The organism is Stenotrophomonas sp. SbOxS2 (genome assembly GCF_013416715.1).
In the GTDB taxonomy this organism is placed as follows: Bacteria; Pseudomonadota; Gammaproteobacteria; order Xanthomonadales; family Xanthomonadaceae; genus Stenotrophomonas; species Stenotrophomonas lactitubi.
Genome location: NZ_JAAVXD010000005.1, coordinates 486978 through 508639 on the forward strand (window position 1 = coordinate 486978; position 21662 = coordinate 508639).

Annotated in this window: 24 protein-coding genes; 8 read left to right on the top strand and 16 right to left on the bottom strand. The window is 67.9% G+C overall.

Annotation, left to right across the window (positions count from 1 at the left end; genetic code table 11):
- Positions 1 to 97 precede the first annotated feature (97 nt).
- Both cydD and cydC read left to right on the top strand, forming a co-directional pair.
- Positions 98 to 1843: a thiol reductant ABC exporter subunit CydD gene (cydD, locus tag HFK18_RS11810; RefSeq protein ID WP_180166397.1), complete on the top strand. Its 1746-nt coding sequence runs from the start codon at positions 98 to 100 to the stop codon at positions 1841 to 1843.
- Positions 1840 to 3519 carry a thiol reductant ABC exporter subunit CydC gene (cydC, locus tag HFK18_RS11815; RefSeq protein ID WP_180166398.1) on the top strand — a complete coding sequence of 560 codons (1680 nt, stop codon included), beginning with the start codon at positions 1840 to 1842 and terminating at the stop codon, positions 3517 to 3519. The genes cydD and cydC overlap by 4 nt, the downstream gene beginning before the upstream one ends.
- Before the next feature lie 50 nt (positions 3520 to 3569).
- On the opposite strand, the gene HFK18_RS11820 is transcribed toward cydC, so the two are convergent.
- From HFK18_RS11820 to ccmA, 11 genes are all read right to left on the bottom strand, one after another.
- Positions 3570 to 3914: a DUF1294 domain-containing protein gene (locus HFK18_RS11820; protein ID WP_180166399.1), complete on the bottom strand. Its 345-nt coding sequence runs from the start codon at positions 3912 to 3914 to the stop codon at positions 3570 to 3572.
- Complete coding sequence (locus HFK18_RS11825) at positions 3914 to 5026, bottom strand: homoserine O-acetyltransferase (RefSeq protein WP_180166400.1); 1113 nt, start codon at positions 5024 to 5026, stop codon at positions 3914 to 3916. Before HFK18_RS11825 ends, HFK18_RS11820 begins: the two co-directional genes overlap by 1 nt.
- A gap of 111 nt (positions 5027 to 5137) precedes the next feature.
- Entirely contained in the window at positions 5138 to 6127 is a 990-nt protein-coding gene (locus HFK18_RS11830) for a tetratricopeptide repeat protein (RefSeq protein WP_180166656.1), read from the bottom strand.
- Positions 6121 to 6579, bottom strand: coding sequence for a cytochrome c-type biogenesis protein (locus tag HFK18_RS11835; protein WP_180166401.1), 459 nt, complete (start codon positions 6577 to 6579; stop codon positions 6121 to 6123). The genes HFK18_RS11830 and HFK18_RS11835 overlap by 7 nt, the downstream gene beginning before the upstream one ends.
- 4 nt (positions 6580 to 6583) lie before the next feature.
- Positions 6584 to 7201, bottom strand: coding sequence for a DsbE family thiol:disulfide interchange protein (locus tag HFK18_RS11840; RefSeq protein ID WP_025876469.1), 618 nt, complete (start codon positions 7199 to 7201; stop codon positions 6584 to 6586).
- 9 nt (positions 7202 to 7210) lie between these two features.
- Positions 7211 to 9130, bottom strand: coding sequence for a heme lyase CcmF/NrfE family subunit (locus tag HFK18_RS11845; protein ID WP_180166402.1), 1920 nt, complete (start codon positions 9128 to 9130; stop codon positions 7211 to 7213).
- Positions 9131 to 9592 carry a cytochrome c maturation protein CcmE gene (gene ccmE, locus HFK18_RS11850; protein WP_180166403.1) on the bottom strand — a complete coding sequence of 154 codons (462 nt, stop codon included), beginning with the start codon at positions 9590 to 9592 and terminating at the stop codon, positions 9131 to 9133.
- Entirely contained in the window at positions 9589 to 9780 is a 192-nt protein-coding gene (ccmD, locus tag HFK18_RS11855) for a heme exporter protein CcmD (protein ID WP_100553022.1), read from the bottom strand. The genes ccmE and ccmD overlap by 4 nt, the downstream gene beginning before the upstream one ends.
- Positions 9777 to 10550, bottom strand: coding sequence for a heme ABC transporter permease CcmC (ccmC, locus tag HFK18_RS11860; protein ID WP_100460624.1), 774 nt, complete (start codon positions 10548 to 10550; stop codon positions 9777 to 9779). The genes ccmD and ccmC overlap by 4 nt, the downstream gene beginning before the upstream one ends.
- 43 nt (positions 10551 to 10593) lie before the next feature.
- Positions 10594 to 11289: a heme exporter protein CcmB gene (gene ccmB, locus HFK18_RS11865; protein WP_100553021.1), complete on the bottom strand. Its 696-nt coding sequence runs from the start codon at positions 11287 to 11289 to the stop codon at positions 10594 to 10596.
- Positions 11286 to 11915: a heme ABC exporter ATP-binding protein CcmA gene (gene ccmA, locus HFK18_RS11870; protein ID WP_180166404.1), complete on the bottom strand. Its 630-nt coding sequence runs from the start codon at positions 11913 to 11915 to the stop codon at positions 11286 to 11288. Before ccmA ends, ccmB begins: the two co-directional genes overlap by 4 nt.
- 208 nt (positions 11916 to 12123) lie before the next feature.
- Between ccmA and HFK18_RS11875 the strand changes: the two genes are divergently transcribed.
- From HFK18_RS11875 to HFK18_RS11885, 3 genes are all read left to right on the top strand, one after another.
- The gene (locus HFK18_RS11875) at positions 12124 to 13272 is read left to right on the top strand and encodes a pyridoxal phosphate-dependent aminotransferase (protein ID WP_180166405.1); all 1149 of its coding nucleotides are present in this window, start codon (positions 12124 to 12126) and stop codon (positions 13270 to 13272) included.
- 14 nt (positions 13273 to 13286) lie between these two features.
- Positions 13287 to 14093, top strand: a complete 807-nt coding sequence (locus tag HFK18_RS11880) for an amidohydrolase (RefSeq protein ID WP_180166406.1) — start codon at positions 13287 to 13289, stop codon at positions 14091 to 14093.
- Between the two features lie 105 nt (positions 14094 to 14198).
- Entirely contained in the window at positions 14199 to 14636 is a 438-nt protein-coding gene (locus tag HFK18_RS11885; RefSeq protein WP_180166407.1) for a hypothetical protein, read from the top strand.
- Here HFK18_RS11885 and HFK18_RS11890 read toward each other — a convergent pair.
- Together HFK18_RS11890 and HFK18_RS11895 are read right to left on the bottom strand one after the other, a co-directional pair.
- Complete coding sequence (locus HFK18_RS11890; protein ID WP_100460594.1) at positions 14623 to 14916, bottom strand: hypothetical protein; 294 nt, start codon at positions 14914 to 14916, stop codon at positions 14623 to 14625. The genes HFK18_RS11885 and HFK18_RS11890 overlap by 14 nt on opposite strands.
- Before the next feature lie 95 nt (positions 14917 to 15011).
- Positions 15012 to 16139 carry an MFS transporter gene (locus tag HFK18_RS11895; protein WP_100553017.1) on the bottom strand — a complete coding sequence of 376 codons (1128 nt, stop codon included), beginning with the start codon at positions 16137 to 16139 and terminating at the stop codon, positions 15012 to 15014.
- A gap of 90 nt (positions 16140 to 16229) precedes the next feature.
- Here HFK18_RS11895 and HFK18_RS11900 point away from each other — a divergent pair, with 90 nt between their 5' ends.
- Positions 16230 to 17018, top strand: coding sequence for a helix-turn-helix transcriptional regulator (locus tag HFK18_RS11900; protein WP_180166408.1), 789 nt, complete (start codon positions 16230 to 16232; stop codon positions 17016 to 17018).
- Positions 17019 to 17136: 118 nt separating this feature from the next.
- On the opposite strand, the gene HFK18_RS11905 is transcribed toward HFK18_RS11900, so the two are convergent.
- The 3 genes from HFK18_RS11905 to HFK18_RS11915 are packed head-to-tail and all read right to left on the bottom strand — an operon-like array spanning position 17137 to position 20648.
- Positions 17137 to 18864 (bottom strand): pseudouridine synthase, encoded by a 1728-nt coding sequence (locus HFK18_RS11905; RefSeq protein ID WP_180166409.1) that lies wholly within the window; start codon positions 18862 to 18864, stop codon positions 17137 to 17139.
- Positions 18857 to 19729 carry an SMC-Scp complex subunit ScpB gene (gene scpB, locus HFK18_RS11910; protein ID WP_089236192.1) on the bottom strand — a complete coding sequence of 291 codons (873 nt, stop codon included), beginning with the start codon at positions 19727 to 19729 and terminating at the stop codon, positions 18857 to 18859. The genes HFK18_RS11905 and scpB overlap by 8 nt, the downstream gene beginning before the upstream one ends.
- 13 nt (positions 19730 to 19742) lie before the next feature.
- Complete coding sequence (locus HFK18_RS11915; protein ID WP_089236191.1) at positions 19743 to 20648, bottom strand: ScpA family protein; 906 nt, start codon at positions 20646 to 20648, stop codon at positions 19743 to 19745.
- A gap of 372 nt (positions 20649 to 21020) precedes the next feature.
- On the opposite strand from HFK18_RS11915, the gene HFK18_RS11920 reads away from it, so the two are divergent.
- Entirely contained in the window at positions 21021 to 21320 is a 300-nt protein-coding gene (locus HFK18_RS11920) for a YciI family protein (protein ID WP_089238010.1), read from the top strand.
- On the top strand, positions 21317 to 21592 hold the full coding sequence (locus HFK18_RS11925; protein WP_100460571.1) for a BolA family protein: 276 nt from the start codon (positions 21317 to 21319) through the stop codon (positions 21590 to 21592). The genes HFK18_RS11920 and HFK18_RS11925 overlap by 4 nt, the downstream gene beginning before the upstream one ends.
- Positions 21593 to 21662 lie beyond the last annotated feature (70 nt).

Below are 21662 nucleotides of genomic sequence, written 5' to 3' on the forward strand. Positions count from 1 at the left end.
GTATGCCAACCCGATGAAGACTGCGACCGCCGGCCGCAGGGGAAGGCGGTTGCCTGCGCCTACAATGCCGTCCATCCCCTGCTGCCTGTGAAGAGCCTTGAGCGCTGCCGAACCGACCGCCGACGCCCCTGATCGGGATGACGAATCGACCCGCCTGCGGCGTGTCCGCACCGCGTGGCTGGCCGATCTGGCCCGCGCCGCGAAGGGACGGCAGCGGCTGGCGTCGCTGTGCATCAGCGTGTCCGGCACGCTGTTGATCGGTCAGGCCGCCGCCATCGCCTGGCTGGTGCAGCAGGTGCTGGTCGAGCGCGCGCCGTTGGCCCAGGGCCTGCCGGTGTTGGCCGCGCTGGCGCTGATCCTGGTGGTGCGCACCCTGCTGGGCAGTGTCACCCAGGCTGCGGCCGGTGACGTTGCCGATGCCGCACGACTGTCCCTGCGCGAGCGTGTCTTCGCGCGCCTGCTCGGGCATGGTCCGCTGTGGCTGCGGCAGCGCCGCACCGGCGAGCTGGGTGAGCTGATGCTGCATCACGGCGATGCCATCGAGAACTACTACAGTGGTTTCCTGCCGGTGCGAACCGAAGTAGTGGTGGTGCCATTGCTGATCCTGGCTGCTGTGGCCTGGGTCGATTGGGTGGTCGCACTGATCCTGCTGTTCACCGCGCCGCTGGTGCCGTTTTTCATGATGCTGGTGGGTTGGGGCGCCGAAGCGGCCGGACGCGCGCAGTTGGGCGAACTGGCGCGGATGAGCGGGCACTTCGCCGATCGCATCAAGGGCCTGGGTCTGCTGCGCCTGTATGGCCGCGGGGAGGCCGAGCTGGCCGGCATCGAGGCTGCGGCCGACGGCGTTCGCGTGCGCACCATGAAGGTGCTGCGCATCGCCTTCCTGTCCTCCACCGTGCTGGAATTCTTTGCGTCGGTCAGCGTGGCGATGGTCGCGCTGTATCTGGGCCTGAGCTATCTGGGCCTGATGTCGCTGCGTGCGACCGTGCCGACGCTGGGGGCAGGCCTGTTCTGCCTGCTGCTGGCACCGGAGTTCTACGCGCCGTTGCGGCGCCTGGCCGCGCACTATCACGACCGTGCCAACGCGCTGGCCGCTGCCGCCGAGGTGGAGCGCCTGCTGCAGGTGCTGCCGGAAGACGAGGCCCCGATTGCAGAGGACGGCGTGCCGCTGGCACCGGAGCCGGCCGAGGCCGCTTTGCCACCGCTGCAGGCGCACGGTCTGGTACTGCGTCCGTTGGGCGCTGCGCATGACGTGCTGCAGAACCTCGACCTGCAGCTGGAACCGGGGCAGCGCTTGGCCCTGGTCGGTCCCAGTGGCAGCGGCAAGAGCACGTTGCTGGAAGCGCTGGCCGGATGGCTGCCGCCGCGCGCTGGCCGGGTGCAGCTGCGGCCGGGACTGCAGGTGGCCTATGCCAGCCAGCGTCCCTATCTGTTCCACGGCACCATTGCCGAAAACCTGCGCCTGGCCGATCCCGGTGCCAGTGACGCGCGCCTGCGCGCCGTTGCCGAAGCCGCACAGGTGCTGCAGTTCGCGCAGCGCCTGCCAGAGGGGCTGGATACGCTGATCGGCGAGCGCGGCTTCGGCCTGTCGGGTGGCGAAGCACGTCGCATCGGCCTGGCGCGTCTGCTGCTGCGCGATCCGCAGGTGCTGCTGCTGGATGAGCCAACTGCTTTTCTCGACGCCGAAACCGAAGCGGCGCTGCTGCGCAGCCTGGCCGCGTATGCGCGCGGACGCAGCGTGGTGGTGGCTACCCACAGCCCGGCGGTGATCGCCTGGGCCGACCGCTGCCTGCTGCTGCCCGAAGGGCGCCTGGTTGAGCCGGCGCAGGCGGTGCGCGCATGAGCCGCTCTTCCGATTCACTGCGCGCGGTGTTCCTGCGCCATCGCCCGCGCCTGCTGCTGGCGGTGCTGCTGCTGTGGACCACGATGCTGGCCGGCACCGCGCTGCTGGGCCTGTCCGGCGGCTTCCTGACCGCTGCAGCGCTGGCCGGTGCAGCGGGCCTTGGCCAGGGCTTCAATTTCTTCACTCCGTCGGCCGGCATCCGCGGGCTGACCATGGCGCGCATCGCATCGCGCTACTTCGAAAAACTGGTGGGGCATGACGCCACCCTGCGCATCGCCCGCGATCTGCGCGTGTGGTTCTTCCGCCGCGCGCTGCCGCTGGCGCCGGCACGGCTGGGCGCGACCCGCACTGGCGATCTGCTGGCGCGGCTTCTGGGCGACATCGGCGAAATCGACGGCCTGCTGGTGCGTGCCATCGGCCCGTTGCTGGCGCTGGCTGCGTTGACACTGGTGGGTGTGGGCTCGGCGGCGTTGATCCTGCCATCGGCAGCGCTGCTGCTGGCGGTACTGGCGCTGCTGATCGGTGTTGGCGTGCCGTGGCTGGGCGTACGTGGCCATGACAGCGAAGAGGCCGACCGCGCTGCCCATCGTGCGGCGCTGCGCACGGCAGCATTCGAGGGACTGGAAGGGGCGGCTGATCTGGCCGCGCTGAATGCTGGCAACGCCTGGCAGTTGAAGGTGCGGGTGGCGGCCAAACAGGTGGCCTCGCGCGATCGACGCCGACGCTTGCGGCTGATTGCTGCATCAACGCTGCATGGCGTGCTGGCCGGGCTCGGCCTGGTGGCGATGCTGGCACTGGCGCTGCATGCGGCCGAACAACAGCGCATCGCACCGGAAATGGCCGCCGGGCTGGTATTCCTGACGGTAGCGATGATCGAGCTGTGGGGGGGCATGGGCCTGGCCTGGCAATCGCTGCAATCGGGCCGCATTGCCGCCGCGCGTCTGCAGGCCATCGTCGAGCAACCGCCTTCGGTGGAAGAACCTGCATCGCCGCAGCCACTGGCGTCGGCCGCGACCGTGCATTGGGACGATGTGCACTTCCAGTGGCCAGGCGCCGCACGGCCGGTTCTGTGTGGCCTGCAGCTGACGCTGGCGCCGGGCGAGCGCATCGCCATCCGTGGCGACAGCGGCAGCGGCAAGACCACGTTGTCCAGCCTGCTGCTGCGTCTGTGGGATCCGCAGCACGGACGGCTGACCTACGGTGGCCAGGACCTGCGCGATGTCGCCCAGGCCGACTGGCACCGGCATCTGGCATGGCTGCCGCAGAACGCACCGGTATTTGCCGGCAGCGTGGCCGAAAACCTGCGACTGGGCGATCCCGAGGCCAGTGACGAGGCGTTGTGGTCGGTGCTGCAACGGGTACGGCTGGGCGAATGGGCCGAGCGCAATGGCGGCCTGCAGGCCTGGGTGGGCGAGAACGGCGCGACGATGTCGGCCGGCCAGGCGCGTCGCCTGGCGCTGGCCCGCGCGCTGCTGCGCAATGCGCCGATCCTGCTGGTGGATGAGCCCACCGAAGGCCTGGACGTGGATACCGCGCGCGCACTGCTGCAGGACCTGCCAGCTCTGCTGGAAGGACGCAGCCTGTTGATGATCACCCACGATGACCTGCCGGCCGGTGTGGTGGATGTGCAGTACCGGTTGCGCGATGGGGTATTGGTCCGCGAACCGCTTCGGTAGATGCCGACCAAGGTCGGCATATCCACGCGTAGCGTGGATCTACAGGGCGGCTACCGCGAAAATTCGCGCAGCATCACCGCGATCGAGGCCACGTTGGCCAGCACGCACAGCCAGAACACCCACTGGAACTGCATCTTGCGATGTTTGTGGCGGAATAGCGCCTGGCCGAGCAGGGCACCAGGCCAGCCGCCAGCAAATGCCAGCAGCTGCAGCGTGCGTTCCGGTGTCCGCTGCTGATTGCGCTGCGCTGCCCGCTTGTCGTGCCCATACAAGCCGAACGACACCGCGCTCGCCAGCGCGCACCACGCTGCCAGCCACAGTGGAAACACGCCGGTTGCGGTCAAGCCGATCAACGCACCGCACGCGGCCAGTGCGAGATTGCGCCGCCACACCATTACAGTTCGTCGAGGAAGCCGCGCACGGCCGGGCCGAAACGTTCGAAGTCGACCAGGAACGCGTCATGGCCCTGCGGTGATTCCAAGCCGATGAAACGCGCATCCGCGCCGCCGGCGCGCAGGCCATCGGCGACCTGTTGCTGCTGCTGTACCGGGAACAGGATGTCGGTGTTGGCGCCAATTGCCAGCGCCTTATCGACGCGGATGCTGGCCAGTCCGGCCAGCACATCGCCATCGCCATATTCGGCCAGGTCGAACCAGTCCATCGAGCGGCTCAGGTATAGATAGCAGTTCGGATCGAAGAAGCGCACGAACCGGCGTGCATGTCCCTCCAGATAGCTTTCGACCTGGAATTCCAGACCGAACGGATCATCGTCGGCCTGGTCGGAATCCAGCCGCACGCGACCGAAGCGGCCATCCCATTCCAGCGCCGAGCGGTAGGTGATCACACCCAGCTTGCGTGCCATGCGCATGCCCGATTCCGGGTATGCCTCATTGTCGTAGTGGCCACCGTTCCAGCGCGGATCCAGGCGGATGGCTTCGCGCTGCAGCGAACGGATCGCGATGGAGAAGGGCAATGCCTGCGCGCTGCCGGAAATGTTGATATGGCTGCGGGCGATGCCCGGATGCAGCAGCAACACCGCCAGCGCGGTCATCCCGCCCATCGAATTGCCGATCACGCAGGCGAGCTGCTCGACGCCCAGCGCGCGTACCACGTCAACTGCCGCGCGTGCGCCGTCTTCGATCGACAGTTCCGGAAAATCCAGACGATACAGTTCGCCGCTGGCTGGATTGATCGATGCAGGGCCGGTGGAGCCCTTGCAGCTGCCCAGCGAGTTCACGCAGATCACGAACCAGCGGTCGGTATCGATCGGTTTGCCGGGGCCGATCATGGCTTCCCACCAGCCCGGCGCAGGATTGGCTTCGTTGGCCGCCGCATGTGCGTCGGGCGACAGGCCGGTGACGATCAGGATCGCGTTGCCGGCGTCTGCGTCCAGCGCACCCCAGGTCTCGTAGGCCACGCGCGCACCGTGCAGGGCGCCACCACGTTTGCACGGAAAGGGCGAGGGCAGGGCATGGAAGCGGGTGCCGGGCGGAATGAATTCGGTCATGTGGGCATTCTAGCGGGGCGGCATGTGCAGCTGGCGACACGCTGGTTTCCATGGGCGGGCTGAGCGTGGATCCGCCGGGCATGGCCCGGCGAGCGCAGCGGCGCGTGTACGTTACGGGAACCGCAGCTCGACCACGCCGTCATGCGGCAGGCTGACCTTGACCGGGGCGGTCTGCAGGTCGTCTTCGCTGCGGTTGGCGCTGCCGCTGCGCGAAATGCGTGCCAGTACTTCCACTTCGCGATGCGCCGACAAGGGTGCAGTTGGCATCGGGCTGTCGCCGTCGCCGAGGCCGACCGTTGCAGGGAAGCTGGCCAAGGGCAGCTTGCGTGCAGCCACCGGCATCGGCGGGCCACCCACTGCGCGCGCCAGCACGAACACCTGGGTGCTGGCCGGCCAGTCACCCGTTTTCAGCGATGCGGGCAGGTGCACCCGCACCTGCAGCAGCGGCGGTGCCGCTGCCGGTGTGTCCGACGGCTGGCCAGCCGCCTCTCGGGCGATGGCGATCTGCGCCTGCAGCGCCTGCGCCGCGCCCGGTTCCAGGCGAGGCAGCAGCGTGCTCCAGAGGTCGGCAGCCTCGGCGTTGCGGCCACGCTGGCGCAGCGCGATGCCGAGCAACCAGCTGGCGCGCTCGGCATCGGGCGACAAGGTATGCGCACGCTGCAGCCATGCCAGCGCGGTGTCATCGAACTGCTTGCCCGGATCGGCCTGCGCGCGTGCCTGCGCGGCCTCGACCAGCACGCCCGGTTCGTCCGGCGCCAGTGCTGCGGCGCGGTTGAAGGCATCGGCTGCAGCGGCGGCATTGCCGAGTTCGGCCTGCGAACGGCCCAGCAGTGCCCAGCCATCGGCGCGTTGCGGGTCACGCTGCAACGCCTGCTGCAGTGCCTCTACGCCGTCGCGCAGGGTGGCCACCGAAGGCGCGGGTTGCACCTGTGCAGCGCGTGGATTGCCGACCAGCAGGTACAGGCAGGCGCCGGCTACACCGAGCGCCACCACCCCCAGCACGAAGCTGCGGCGGCCTTGCTGGCGCAGCGGCCAGAGCACTACTGCCGCCAACAGCGCAGCGGCCACTGCGGCGACCATCGGCAACCAGTGCGTCACCAGTCTTCTCCCTCGGTTGGGTTCACCACAGCGGACGCATCCATCTGCCGGCTGCGACGACGGACGATACCCATCACCACCAGCGCGCCGCCACCCAGTACCAGCAGCGGACCGCCCCACAGCAGCCAGGTGCCGGGTTGCAGCGGCGGTTGATACAGCACGAACTCGCCGTAGCGGGCGACCAGGAACTGCTTGATGGCCGCATCGTCCAGGCCCTGCTGCATCAACTGCAGCACTTCACTGCGCAGGTCCTGGGCGATCTGCGCGTTGGAATCGGCCAATGACTGGTTCTGGCACTGCACGCAGCGCAGCTGCGCGGCCAGGTCGTGGAATCGTGCTTCCTCGGCCGTATCGCGGAACACCAGCGGCCGCGCATCATGCACCGGTTGTTGGGCGAGGCCGGCGTTCGGCAGCACCAGGGTCATCGCCAGCAGCAGCGGCAGCAGCCAGCGCATGTGCTTACGGCGAGGCGTGCAGGGTGTTGCCGGCATCGCCTTGGGCCTTTTCAAGCTTCTCCAGCGCCGGAATCAATTTTTCGTCGACCACCTGCTGGGTCATCGCACCGCTGTACTTCCAGCGCACGATGCCACTGCCATCGACCAGGAAGGTTTCCGGTGCGGCCGTCACGCCCCAGTCGATGGCGGTGCGGCCTTCGATGTCGCTCAGCACGACCATGAACGGATTGCCCAGCTGTTCCAGCCAGTGCAGCGCGTCGGTGGGTTCATCCTTCCAGTTGTAGCCGATCACGCGTACGCGCTTGCTCTCGGCGAAGCGGGTCAGCACCGGATGTTCTTCACGGCAGGCCGCACACCAGCTGCCCCAGACGTTGAGCAGGTAGGGCGCGCCACGCAGTTCCTCGCTGCGCACGATCATCTGCGGGTCATGCAGCACCGGCAGCGCGAACGCCGGCGCCGGCTTGTCGATCAGTGCCGAAGGCAGCACATCGCGCTGCGGATCGCCCGATTTCATCACCCCGTAGATCATCAGGCCAAGCAGGCCGAAGAAGAACAGGACGCCAATCACGATGGCTACCGGCGGCAGCGGGCGGGAAGGGCGTGGGGCGGGTGACTCGGACATGGGGAACTCCTACGGACGACGAAAGCGGCGATCGGCGGCGGCGATGAATCCGCCCAGGGCCATCAACAGCGCGCCCAGCCAGATCCAGCGCACGAAGGGCTTGATGTGCACCCGTACCGCCCACGCATTGTTGCCCAGCGGCTCGCCCAATGCCACGTAGACATCACCGCTGAGGCGTGCATCGATGCCTGCTTCGGTCATCACCTGGCCGCCGCTGGCGTACTGGCGCTTCTCCGGATGCAGCAGGGCCAGTTCGCGACCATCGCGCAGCACCCGCAGATGGCCGCGATCAGCGATGAAATTGGGGCCTTCGCGGTGGTCCACGCCCTCGAAGCGGACTTCGTGGCCGGCGACCACCACCTGCTGGCCCGGTGACAGCGCGACTTCGCGCTGCACGTTCAAGGCTTCCACCAGCAGCGCGCCGGCCAGGAACACCGCGACACCGGCATGGGCGACGATCATGCCAAGCATCTCGGCAGTGAAGCGGCCATTGCCACGCAGGCGCTGCCAGACGAAACGGGCGGTGCCCAGGCCGACCCAGGCTGCGGCCGCGACGCCGATACCGGCCTTCCAGCCATTCTGCGGCGCCTGCCACCAGGCCCAGGCGCCGAGCAGCACGGCCAGGCCCGCCCATGGCAACAGCAATGCCAGTGCGCGCGAGGGTTGGTCGCGCTGCCACTTCACCAGCGGACCGAACGGCAGCAGCATCACCATCGGTGCCATCAACAGCAGGAACAGGCTGCCGAAGTACGGCGGCCCCACCGAGATCTTGCCCAGCGACAGCGCATCGGCCAGCAGCGGGTAGAGCGTGCCGAGCAGGACCATCGCGCAGGCGCTGGCCAGCAGCAGGTTGTTGGCCAGCAGCAGGGTTTCGCGCGAGGTTGCGGTGAAGCCACGGCGCGGGTCGCCGGCATCCACGGCCAGCCGCGGCGCACGCAGCGCGTACAGCAGCAGGCTGCCACCGACCAGCAGCGACAGGAAGATCAGGATGAACAGCCCGCGCGAGGGATCGGCGGCGAACGAATGCACGCTGGTCAGCACGCCGGAGCGGACCAGGAAGGTGCCCAGCAGCGACAGCGCGAATGCCGCGATGGCCAGCAGCAGCGTCCAGCTGCCGAAGGTGCCGCGCTTTTCGGTCACCGCCTGTGAATGGATCAGCGCCGCGCCAACCAGCCATGGCATGAAGCTGGCGTTCTCGACCGGATCCCAGAACCACCAGCCGCCCCAGCCCAGCTCGTAGTACGCCCACCAGCTGCCCAGTGCGATGCCCAGCGTCAGGAAGCCCCAGGCCACGTTGGTCCAGGGTCGCGTCCAGCGTTGCCAGCGTGCGTCGACGCGGCCTTCCAGCAGCGCCGCCACGGCGAAGGCGAACGGCACTGCGAAGCCGACGTAGCCCAGGTACAGCATCGGCGGATGGATGATCAGCCCCGGGTCCTGCAGCAGCGGGTTGAGGTCACGTCCCTCCAGCGGCACCGGGTTCAAGCGCAGGAACGGATTGGAGGTGAAGATCAGGAAGGCGAGGAAGCCGACACTGACCACGCCCATCACCGCCAGCACGCGCGCCTGTACCGGTGCTGGCAGATGCCTCGAGAACAGCGCCACCGCGCCGGTCCACAGCGCCAGCACCAGCGCCCACATCAGCAGCGAGCCTTCGTGCGCCCCCCACACCGCCGAATAGCGGTAGATCAGTGGCAGCAGTGAATTGGAGTTCTCGGCCACGTAGCGCACCGAGAAGTCCTGCTGCACGAAGGCTGCCGTCAGTACGGCGAACGCACCGGCCAGCAGCACCAGCTGGGCAAAGGCTGCCGGGCGGGCAATGGACATCCATGCGTCGTTGCCGCGCTGCGCACCGACCAGCGGCAGCACTGCCTGCAGCAGCGAGGCCAGCAACGCGCAGAGCAGGAGGATCTGACCGAATTCGGGAAGCACTCAGCGCACCTCGGGCGCCGTGACCGGCACATCATGCTTGCGATGGGCCTGGCCCATCTTGTCGGCCACTTCCTTGGGCACGTACTTTTCATCGTGCTTGGCCAGTACCTCGTCGGCGACGAACGTACCGTCCTGCAGGCGACCACTTGCGACCACGGCAGTGCCTTCGGCGAACATGTCCGGCAGGATCCGCGAGGTGGCCACCGGCAACTGCGCATCGCCGTCGGTGACCTTGAAATGCGCTTCCAACGAGCCGAGCGGGCGGTTGAAGGAACCCTTCACCACCATGCCGCCGAGGCGGAACCGGGTCTGTGCATCGACATCGCCGCGCAGTACTTCCGAGGGTGTGTACAGGTAGGCGATGTTGCGTTCCAGCGCCATCGCCACCAGCGCGGTGGCCAGCCCTGAGGCGAGCAGGGCCAGCAGCACCCAGACCAGACGGCGGCGTTGGACCGGCGTCATCGCTCCAGCTCCGCCGACAGCGCAGGCGCGGCGACCTGCTGTGCGGCCTGACGGGCCTGCTGCCGCTGCTGGCGCGACTGCGCCTGGCGGCGTGCCGCGCGCAGGCGCAGCCACGACCCAAGGGCATCGGCGCCGAGCACCAGCACGAACACGGCGTAGGCGCCGATCACGAAGGGCAGGTGAGTCATGGCCGCGATTCCTCCACCTCGGTTGCCCGGGCATCGACGCGGTCGCCAACCCAGGCCTTGCCGGCTTCGCGGTACAGGTTGTCGGCGCGTGCCTTGGCCAGCAGCGAACCACAGAACCAGAGTTTGGTGGCGATCACCATCCACCACAGCGGAGCAATCAGCTCGGTACGGATGGCCGATTCACCGAACACGCTGATCGACTGGCGCTGGTGCAGGCCACCCCACCAGTCCACCGAGTAACGGATCACTGGCAACAGGCTGACGCCGACGATGGCCAGCAGTCCGGCGGCACGCGCGGCACTGCGGCGGTCTTCGATGGCGTGGTAAAGCCCGATCACGCCCAGGTACAGGAACAGCAGCACCAGCTCACTGGTCATGCGCGGGTCCCAGTCCCACCACGTGCCCCAGGTGCCTTTGCCCCAGATGCTGCCGGTCACCAGGGTGATCAAGGTGAAACCGGCGCCCATCGGCGCGCACGCCATGGCCAGGATCTCGCAGATCTTGATCCGCCAGATCAGTGCGATGGCGGCATACAGCGCCATCAGCGCGAACACGAACAGGCTCATCCAGGCGCTGGGCACGTGGATGTAGAGGATGCGGAAGCTATCCAGCTGGCGGGCTTCCGGCGGCACCACCAGCAGCGCCTGCCACATGCCGACCAGCAGCACCGGTACCGCGGCGATGTAGAACAGTCGCGACCAGCGGGCAGCGAAACGATCGAACGTGGGAGGCGAGCCGAGTTGATGGAACCAGCGGACAATCGGATTCATGCGTGGCGGCTATCCAGCAGGGGTGGATTGGCTCTCAGCTCGGTCAACTCAGAGAAATACGAATCGCAGCAGCGGTCGCCAGCGGTGCCAGCACCAGGGCGATCACCAGTCCAGCGCCCAGCATCAGCAGCGCACCGACCGGATCCTGTCCGCGGCTGGCTGCCGCCAGGCTGCCGGCACCGAAGACAAGCACCGGTACATACAACGGCAACGACAGCAACGCCACGAGAATACCAGAGCGCCGGATGCCCACGGTCAGTGCAGCGACCACGCCACCGATCAGGCTCAACAACGGTGTTCCCAACAGCAACGATGCCAGCAACATCGGCAGCTGGTCATGCGGCAGATGCAGCATTTCCGCCAGCAGCGGGCTCAGCAGGATCAACGGCAGGGCGGTGGTCGCCCAATGCAGCAGCACGCGCACCAGCACCAGCCACGCCAGTGGCACCGGCGCCAGCAGCCATTGTTCGAGTGAACCGTCTTCGGCATCGGAGCGGAACAGCGAATCCAGCGCCAGCTGCCCGGCCAGCAGCACCGCCAACCACAGCACCGCACCGGCGGTGGCAGCCAGCGGCTGCGGATCCCGGCCCTGGGCGAGGGCGAACAGCACCACCACCAGCAGGGCGAACAGCAGCGGCTGCAGTGCATCGCCGCGACGGCGCCAGAGCAGACGCAGGTCGCGCGCCACCAGGGCGCGGGCGGTCTGCCACAGGCCCGGTTCGGTGCCCGGCGCGATCATGCGGCACCGCCGAGATCGAGCTGGCGGGTGCGTACCGGCGGGGCGGCATAGGCGCCATGGGTGGTGACCAGGGCGGCGCCGCCGCTGCGCAGGTGTGCGGAAATCATCCGGTTGACCAGGTTGATGCCTTCCAGATCGAGGTTGGCATAGGGTTCGTCGAGCAGCCACAGCGGGGCCGGTGACAGCCAGATGCGGGCCAGCGCCAGGCGCCGCTTCTGTCCGGCCGACAGGTGCCGCACCAGGGTGTTCTCGTAGCCGGCCAGACCAACGATGGCCAGCGCATTGCCCGGCATCTGCCGTGCGCGGCGGCCGTGCAGGCCACACAGGAAATGCAGGTTCTCCAGCGTGTCCAGGTCCGGCTTCAGCGCCGGCAGGTGGCTGAGGTAGGCGACATAGCGCGCACGCTCGGCGTTGCTGGCCGGCTTGCCGTCGATCAACACCTGGCCCGCGCCCGGGCGCGCCAGGCCCGACAGCACGCGCAGCAGGGTGGTCTTGCCGGCACCGTTGCCGCCCTGCACCAGCAGCGCTTCGCCGGCATCCACGTGGAAGTCCAGCGGGCCGAACACCGGCTCGTCATTGCGGGAGAAGCTCAGGCCGCTGGCAGCCAGCAATGCAGGGGTGTTCAAGGCGCAGGGGTCTTCATGCAGGAGTGCGGCGGCAATTGTAGCGGTGAAACCGCATCGGGTAGTGCCGGCCGCTGGCCGGCAGCTCTGCCAGGCGCCGGTGTGGCATGTGCAAAGAGCCGCCGGGTATGACCCGGCGCTACCGTCGGCGCCGCAGGCCGGGTCGGGATTTCGTACACTTCCAGCCCTTGTTTCCCCACAGCCCAGGCCGATGCAACCGAACACCAAGCTGCCCAAGGTCGGTACCACGATCTTCACCGTGATGTCCCAGCTCGCCGCCGAACATGGCGCGGTCAACCTCGGCCAGGGGTTCCCGGATTTCTCCGCGCCGCAGCGGCTGATCGACGAAACCAGCAAGGCGATGGCCGCCGGCCTGAACCAGTACCCGCCGATGACCGGCGTGGCGCCGCTGCGCCAGGCCATCGCACAGAAGTCGCTGGACCTGTACGGCGCGCAGATCGATCCGGACACCGAGATCACCGTCACCAGCGGCGCCACCGAGGCGATCTTCAACGCCATCCACGCCGTGGTGCGTGCCGGTGAGGAAGTGATCGTGCTCGACCCGGCCTACGACTGCTACGAACCGGCGATCGAACTGGCCGGTGCTACGGCGGTGCATGTGCCGCTGGACCCGCAGACCTTCGCGGTGGACTGGGACCGCGTGCGTGCGGCGATTACCCCGCGCACCCGCGTGCTGATGGTCAACACCCCGCACAACCCGTCCGGCGCGATGCTGGACGAAGCGGACATGCAGGCCTTGGCCGACGTGCTGCGCGGCACGCAGATCTACCTGATTTCCGATGAGGTGTACGAGCACATCATCTACGACGGCCGCCGTCATGAATCGGCACTGCGCTACCCGGAGCTGCGCGAGCGCACCTTCGTCATCTCCAGCTTCGGCAAGACCTACCACTGCACCGGCTGGAAGATCGGCTACGCGGTGGCGCCGCCGGCGATGACCGCTGAATTCCGCAAGGTGCACCAGTACAACACCTTCACCAGTTTCGGCCCGGCGCAGTACGGCTTTGCCGCGATGATCCGCGACGAACCGCAGCACCATCTGGAACTGGGCGCGTTCTATGAAGCCAAGCGCGACCGCTTCCGCGAGCAGCTGGCCGGTACCCGCCTGAAGGCGCTGCCGGTGCCGGGCGGCTACTTCCAGCTGGTCGATTATTCGGCCATCAGTGACCTGCCGGACCACGAGTTCGTGAAGTGGCTGACCATCGAGAAGGGCGTCACCGCCATCCCGCTGTCGCCGTTCTACGATACCGCGCCGGCCGGCCAGCGCCTGGTGCGCCTGTGCTTCGCCAAGAACGAGGCCACCCTGGACGCGGCGATCGAACGCCTGCGCCTGCTGTGAGCGGAGAAGACAGCATGCAGGACCTGCGCATTTCCCTCGTCCAGGGCGACACCCGCTGGCACGACCCGGCGGGCAACCGCGAGTACTACGGTGCGCTGCTGGCGCCGCTGGCCGGGACCACCGATCTGGTGATCCTGCCGGAAACCTTCACCAGTGGCTTTTCCAACGAAGCCATCGCCCAGGCCGAACGCATGGACGGCCCGACCGTGGCCTGGGTGCGCGAACAGGCCACGGCCGTGAATGCGGCGGTGATCGGCAGCGTGCAGCTGCGTGACGGCGAGGGCGTCTACAACCGCCTGCTGTTCGCCACCCCCGACGGTGGCCTGCAGTACTACGACAAGCGCCATCTGTTCCGTTACGGTGGCGAGCACGAGCGCTATGCCGCCGGCCGCGACCGCCTGTGCGTGGAATGGAAGGGCTGGCGGATCAATCCGCAGGTCTGCTACGACCTGCGTTTCCCGGTGTTCTGCCGCAACCGCTACAACGTCGAGCGTGTTGAACAGCTGGACTTTGACCTGCAGATCTTCGTCGCCAACTGGCCGTCGGCGCGCGCCTATGCGTGGAAGACCCTGCTGCGCGCGCGGGCGATCGAGAATCTGTGCTTCGTCGCTGCGGTCAACCGCGTAGGCGTGGACGGCAACCAGCTGCACTACGCTGGCGACAGCGCGGTCATCGACTTCCTTGGCCAGCCGCAGGTGGAGATCCGCGAGCGCGAGCAGGTGGTGACCACCACCATCTCGGCCGAAGCGCTGGCCTCGCACCGTGCACGCTTCCCGGCGATGCTCGATGCCGACGCCTTCCATCTGGATGTGCAGGCCTGATACGGCGGCTGAACGCCTCCTGCCTCACCGCGCGCGCCTGCATCCAACGTGCACGCGCGCGCTGCTAGATTCGCCCACATTCCGACCGATGTGGACGTTCTGCCGATGAATACCAAGCCGTTTGCCCTGCTGCTGGCGCTGGCCACTGCCTCCCTGGCCCCGACCGCGCAGGCCGGTGGCAATCTTGATTGCCAGCTGCGCTACAACCTGTCGGGCTGGTCGCTGATCTACAAGACCGCCTCGGGCAACGGCACCATCCACTGCACCAACGGCGCCAGCATGCCGGTGCGGATCCAACTGAAGGGTGGCGGCCTGACCGTCGGCAAGTCGAAGATCACCGATGGCCGTGGCAGCTTCACCGGCGCCAGCAGCGTCGGCGAGCTGCTGGGCACCTACGCCTCGGTAGGCGCGCACGCCGGTGCAGTGAAGTCCAGCAACGCGCAGGTGATGACCAAGGGCGATATCTCGCTGGCACTGTCCGGCACCGGCAAGGGCTGGGACCTGGGCGTGGACGGCGCGGCGTTCACCATCAGCCGGCGTTGAGCCGGGCCGGCGCGGCTCCTTCCCAGCTGATGCGGATGTAATGCTGCTCGGCATCGCTGGGCAGTCGTTCGACCTCGAAGCCATTCTTCTGCAACTGCGCGACGACGCCCTCGACGAGCCGCTCGCTGGCCAAAGCCTGGCTGAAGCCGAACACGATGTAGCGGCGGCCATTTTCCGACCCCGCCTGGATCGACGTGTCGAGATCGCGGTAGTACTGGTCGACAGGACGCGTAGCGGCATCTGCGTTGGCGCGGGCCTGTTCGGCGGTGATGGTGATCATGGGCATCTGCCTCGTTGGGGAGAGTGCGCACGATAGCCAGTGCATAGGGGGCGATTCCGGAAGCAGCGCACAGCGCATGGCCTTTGCAATAATTCCTAGGCCACAACGGCGCGCGGCCGCTGCAGCCAAAGTGCAAGCAGCCCGCATGCGATGAGCGTCGGTGCCAGCAGCTGCAGTGCACCGACCACGGCCATCGCCACGCCGATCAACAGGTAATAGAGCAGGCCGAACAGCGCGCCTGCGCTGCCGAGGCAATGCGGATAGCCGCGCAGGGCCTGGCCGAGCACATTGGGAATGGCCAGGCCGAAGCCGGTCACCACCGGCACCATCGCCACGACCAGAGCGGGTCGATCATGCAGCAGTACAGCCAACAGGCCACCGGCCAGCACCAGCCCCGCGGCGAGTTGGATGCGGGTGGTGGCGCACGCGCCTGCGCGTAGCAGGCGGCCATTGCCCCAGGCGCCCAGCGCCGAACCCAGCGCCAGCAGCGCTCCGCTGGCACCGAACCAGGCCAGCGGCCAGTGCAGTCGCTCGAACACGAAGGGCCCTAGGGCGTACCAGCTGTACATGGCCACGTTGAATGCCATCACCAGCAGCGCCTGTGACCAGATCCAGCGGTCGCAGAGCAGTTGCCGCAGCAGTGGCAGCAGAGGGGTGTGCCCGACGTTGGCAGGGCGGCTCTCGTGCAGGCCGGATGTGCATCCGAGCATCAGCAGTAGGGCAATCAGCAGCAGGCCTGCCTGCACGCCGGCATAGCCATGGGTGGCAACCAGCAACGTCCCCAGTGCCAGCCCGATCGCCGGGCTCAATGCCAGCGCCATGCCGATCCACGAGAACGCCTGCGCCAAGGCCGGCCCCTGCAGGTGATCGCGCAGTACCGTCTGGGTCACCACCGAGGCCGTCGCCGCGCCCAGCGCGGCCAGTGCCTGGGCCAGCAGGACCTGGCCGAACGTGCTGGCCAGCAGGCCTCCGCAGGCCGCCAGTGCGAACACGGCCAGGCCGCCGAGCAGGGCTGGGCGGCGGCCGATACGGTCGGCCAGCCATCCCCACAGCGCGACACCGGCGGCGAAACCGAACAGGTAAAGGCTCATCGCCTGGCTGGCGGCGCCCGGGGGCAGCGCGAAGCGCCCGGCGAGATCGGCCAGGGCGGGGCTGTACAGGGTCTGGGCCAGCTGCGGGAACATCAGCAGCGCGATGGTGAGCAGCAACAGGCGACGCGACATGCGGGCGCTCCGGAATCGGGGCCGCGCATTGTGGTGGCCGGCGCATTGGCGCAATCTGTCGGTCCTGACAGAAAGTGTAGGAAATCGGACATGGCCTGGCTGCAGCCGGATGCGCACTTCGATGCCGATGCCTGGGACGCGCCGGTGCTGGGCATTGCCTCGTCGCTGGCCGATCACGATTCGGGCTGGCATCAGCACGCACGTGCGCAGCTGCTGTACACGCGGCAGGGCTGCACGCGGCTGACTTTTGGTGACCGCATCAGTCTGCTGCCGCCGTCGCGCGCGGCCTGGATCCCTGGCGGCCTGCGCCATCGCGCGCAGATGCGTCAGGCGGTGGACTACCGCTCGCTGTACTTCGATACCACGCTGTCGGCACAGCTGCCGCAGCAGCCGGCAATCATCGGGGTGGGGCCCTTGCTGCAGGCGCTGCTGGAGCCGATCGCGCAGGCACCGTTCGATCACGACTGGCAGGCGCCACGTGCGCACCACCAGCTCGCGCTGTGCTTGCTGGAGATCGCCACCGCACCGGTAGCGCCGATGGACCTGCCATTGCCGCACGATCCACGCATCGCACGTTGCCTGCCGCTGGCCGAACACCTGCCGCCCGAACTGGGGGAGCTGGCCGCACGCACGGGCTTGAGCGTGCGCACCGTGGGCCGGCTGATGCAGCGCGACACCGGCATGGGCTACCAAGCCTGGCGCCAGCAATGGCGCCTGATGCGGGCGATGGAACTGCTGCTGCTTGGCCATCGCGTCGCACACGTCGCGCAGGACACCGGCTTCTCGGCAGAGAGCCCGTTCATTGCCTTCTTCCGCAGCATGGCTGGCACCACACCCGCCGCCTTCCAGCGCCACGCGAAAGGGGACGGAGGGGATTAAGTCGCTTTCGCCCGTTCGACACACAGTCTGGCAAAAACGACTTGATCCCCTCCGTCCCCTGTTTAAAGAAAAACCCCGGCCGGAGCCGGGGTTTTTCATGTGTCAGCAGTGCGGCCGATCAGCCGCCGCGCGGGCCGCTGCGACGCGGGCCACCCGGGCCACGGTTGCCGCCGGGGCCACCCGGGCCGCGGTTGCCACCCGGGCCGCCGGGACCACGATTGCCACCGGGGCCACCCGGACCGCGATTGCCGCCCGGACCACCCGGACCACGGTTACCACCCGGACGTGCATTCGCATTGCCGCCCGGACGACCGTTGCCGGCCGGACGCGAGGTGCCGTACGGACTGAAGCCGGGATTGGCGTGGTCGGACGGGAAGCTGGGGGCATTGCCCGGATGGCCGTACGGATGCTTGTTGCCCTGGCCCTGCGAGCGGTTGCCCGCACCGGCCGGACGACCCTGGCCGCCGGCGCCACCACGACCTTCTCCACCGTAGCCACCACGACCTTCACCGCCGTAGCCGCCGCGACCCTGACCGCCACCGGCGCCGGCGCCCGGACCCTTCGGCTTGCCGTACGGACGGCCCTGGCCGCCTGCACCTGCACCTGCGCCCGGACCACGCGCGCCGGGGCCACGTGCGCCCGGACCGGCATTGCGGTGGCCGCTCGGGCCGGTGCTGACGCCATCAGGCACGTACCAGGTACGGAATGCGGCCGGGTTGCCTTCCGGCAGCGAGCGGTCGTTCTTCGGCGCGCGCTGTTTGAACGGGCGCTGCGCCTGCTTGGCTGCGGCTTCACCGCTGACCGTCAGGCCGCCCTTGAAACCGCCGCCACTCTTGCCGCCGCGACCGCGGCCGCGGTCTTCGCGGACGTTGTCGAAGCGACGCAGTTCGCGACCTTCATCAGCGGTGTTGTGCCCGTTGACGTAGGCGTTGCCGCGGCCACCTTCGCGCACGCGCACGGTGGTCTTGGCGGCACGACGCTGGCCGATCACCGGCTGCAGGGTCAGGGCCGACGGCGCGCCTTCTTCCAGCTTCAGTTCGGCGCGCAGCGCTTCGACCTGGCTGCCCGGCAATTCGACGGACTGGCCGCGGGCCAGTTCGCGCGGCAGGCTGACCTTGCCGTAGCGGGTGCGCTTGAGGCGGCTGACCTGGCAGCCCTGCGATTCCCACAGGCGGCGCACTTCGCGGTTGCGGCCTTCCTTCACCACGACGCGGAACCAGTCGTGCGAATCGGTGCCGCCGATGCGTTCGATCTCATCGAACTTGGCCGGGCCATCTTCCAGCGCGACACCACGGGTGAGGCGGTCGACGACGGCGTCAGGCACCTTGTCCTCGCCTTCCGGGGCACGCACGCGCACCACGTACTCGCGCTCGACCTCGAACGAGGGGTGCATCATGGCGTTGGCCAGCTCACCGTCGGTGGTCGCCAGCAGCAGGCCGGTGGTGTTGATGTCCAGGCGGCCGACGGCGATCCAGCGGGCACCCTTCAGCGCCGGCAGGGATTCGAACACGGTCGGGCGGCCTTCCGGGTCTTCGCGGGTGGTCACTTCGCCTTCCGGCTTGTTGTAGACCAGCACGCGCGAGGGTTCGGCCAGCGCGGTGGCGACGAAACCGCGACCGTCGAGCTCGATCTTGTCGCCGCTCTTGACCGACATGCCGGTCTGCGCGACTTCACCGTTGACCTTGACCAGGCCTTCAGCGATGCGCTGTTCCAGCGCACGACGCGAGCCGAGGCCGGCCTGGGCCAGGACCTTGTGCAGGCGTTCTTCCAGCTTGAACTGTTCGGACGTGGCTTCGCGCTTGAGCGAAAGCTTGTTCAACGAGGGCTTGCGGGGGGTGTCACTCATCAGTTTTGCTCCGGCCGACGGTTTCGAGGTCGGCCTCTGGTTCGGAATCGGCTTGGTCAACAGCCACGGTCGTCTTCGCGACGGCGTTGTCTTCGCGTTCGTTCACTGTCACCGCGCGCTCGCCCGGCGCGGAATCGGGGTGCCCATCATCGGAGGGCGAAGGTGCTTGCTCATCGTCGGCCGCCGCAGGACGTGCGTCGGCAGAATCAGGGGTGTCGCCAGCGGTGATGCCGGCGTCGTCATTTGCAGCGGTATCCGGGTCGGCGCTCACGTCCGGGCCGTCGGCACTGGCGGCGAGGGGGGCGTCGCGATCCAGCGCCAGCTGCGGTTCCAGGTCGCCCAGGTCCTTCAGCTCGGAAAGGGGCGGCAGTTCGTCCAGGCGTTTCAGCCCGAAGTAGTCCAGGAAGCCCTTGGTGGTGCCGAACAGGGCCGGCTTGCCGGGTACGTCGCGGTGGCCGACCACGCGGATCCACTCGCGCTCTTCCAGCGCCTGGATGATGTTACTGCTGACCGCCACGCCGCGCACCTGCTCGATCTCGCCACGGGTGATCGGTTGCCGGTAGGCGATCAGTGCAAGCGTTTCCAGGGTGGCGCGGGTATAGCGGGTCTTGCGTTCGGTCCACAGCCGGCTGATCCAGCCATGTACTTCGGCGGTCACCTGGTAGCGGAAGCCGGAGGCCACCTCCACCAGTTCCACGCCACGGTCCTGGCAGCTCTCGCGCAGCCGTTCCAGCGCACGTTCGATGCTGCCCGGTGGCGCCGGCTCATCTTCCGGGAACAGGTCCTTCAGCTGGGCCAGGGTGAGCGGCTGGCTGGAGGCCAGCAGCGCACCTTCGACAATGCGGTTGATCAGCGTTTGATCCATCGGCAGTCAGCGCTCACTCGTTTTCATTGGCGGCGTCGTTGTCGTCGAATTCGCTGCTGAACTGCAGCGGGGCATTGGTGTTGCCGGCGGCCAGGGACTTCACATAGATCGGCGCCAGCGGTTCTTCCTGCACGAGGTCCAGCAGCTGCTCCTTGGCCAGTTCCAGCACGGCCAGGAACGTGACCAGCACGCCCAGCTTGCCTTCTTCGGCGGTGAACAGGTTTTCAAAACGGTAGAACCTGCCGTCTTCAAGCCGTCCCAGCACTTCGCCCATGCGCTGCCGGACACTCAGCGCCTCGCGCTTGATCGCGTGGCCGGTGAACAGCTCGGCGCGCTTGAGCACGTCGTGCAGCGCCATCAGCATTTCCTTCAGGTCCACCGGCGGCGGCAGCTTCACTGCGGCGCGCTCGGGCATGAAGGCATGCGCCACACTGGTGTCACGGTCCTGCCGGGGCAGGGCGTCGATATCCTCGGCGGCCTGCTTGAAGCGTTCGTACTCCTGCAGCCGTCGCACCAGCTCCGCACGCGGATCGGCTTCCTCGCCCTCCACGCTGGGGGGGCGGGGCAGCAGCATGCGCGACTTCACTTCCGCCAGGATCGCCGCCATCACCAGGTACTCGGCGGCAAGCTCGAAGCGCAGCTCGCGCATCACGGTGATGTATTCCACGTACTGCCGGGTGATCTCGGCCACGGGGATGTCCAGCACGTCCAGGTTCTGCCGGCGGATCAAATACAGCAGCAGGTCCAGCGGTCCTTCAAAGGCGTCCAGGATGACTTCCAGCGCATCCGGCGGGATGTACAGGTCCTGCGGAATCTGCAGGACCGGTTGCCCATGCACCACGGCCAGCGGCATTTCCTGCTGCTGGGGGGCGGGCGGCCGGGTTGGCGTGTTCGCGTCGAGCGCGAGTTCGGAAGTCATCTAATGGAGATCAGGATTGCAACGGACCAGTCGCGGCAGCTGGCATACCGGGCAACTGCCACGGACCGCCAGGACACCAGGCGCGCCTGTCTCGGCGCGGTTCCACACATCAAACAACAGGACGCTCCGCAGGACACGGCAGCGACAGGACTACGGGAGGTCGTCTACGGGGCCCGGTCGTGTGGACCGGTTCGAAGCAGCGGGTCGGTCGTCGGGGGCTGCGTTGGCCGCAAAAACCGACGGGCTGCTGCATCCAGCCACGTGCAATGGTTGCTAGGGTAAGCCTTTGCCGCGCCAGTGTCCAGCCGAGGCCGGGCAGGGGGCGGGATTGGCTAGAATCGCTTCACCAGCAACGCGAGCGAGGAAATGCCGGTGTGGTATGTGATTGAAGGTTACGACGGCCAGGATGTACTGGCCCAGCGGCTGCAGGCGCGGCCCGAGCACCTGGCGCGGTTGACCGCACTGCGCGATGAAGGCCGCCTGCTTCTGGCGGGGCCGTGTCCGGCGATCGACAGCGAAGACCCGGGCCCGGCAGGGTTCAGTGGCTCGGTGGTGATTGCCAGCTTCGACTCGCTGCCGCAGGCCCAGGCCTGGGCCGATGCCGACCCCTACGTCGCCGCAGGCGTCTACGTGCGGGTGCAGGTGCGTCCGTTCCGCAAGGTGCTGCCGTGAACGCGAAACGGATCGAGCAGATTCGTGATGCGCTGCAGCAAGCGCTGGCCCCCAGCGTGCTTGAGATCGAAGACGACAGCCATCGCCATGCAGGCCACGCCGGAGCGCGCGATGGTCGTGGCCATTTCAACGTGCACGTGGTCAGCGAGCGCTTCGCGGGAATGGCTCCGCTGGCCCGTCATCGCGCGGTCTACGCGGCGCTGGGCACCCTGATGGAAACCGACATCCACGCGTTGTCCATACGCGCACACACCCCGTCAGAGCAGGGCTGAAACCCTGTCCCGAGCTGTCCTGGCAGGTCCGTCGAGGGGCCTGCCAAGGACAGATTTCTGTGTCCGTTTA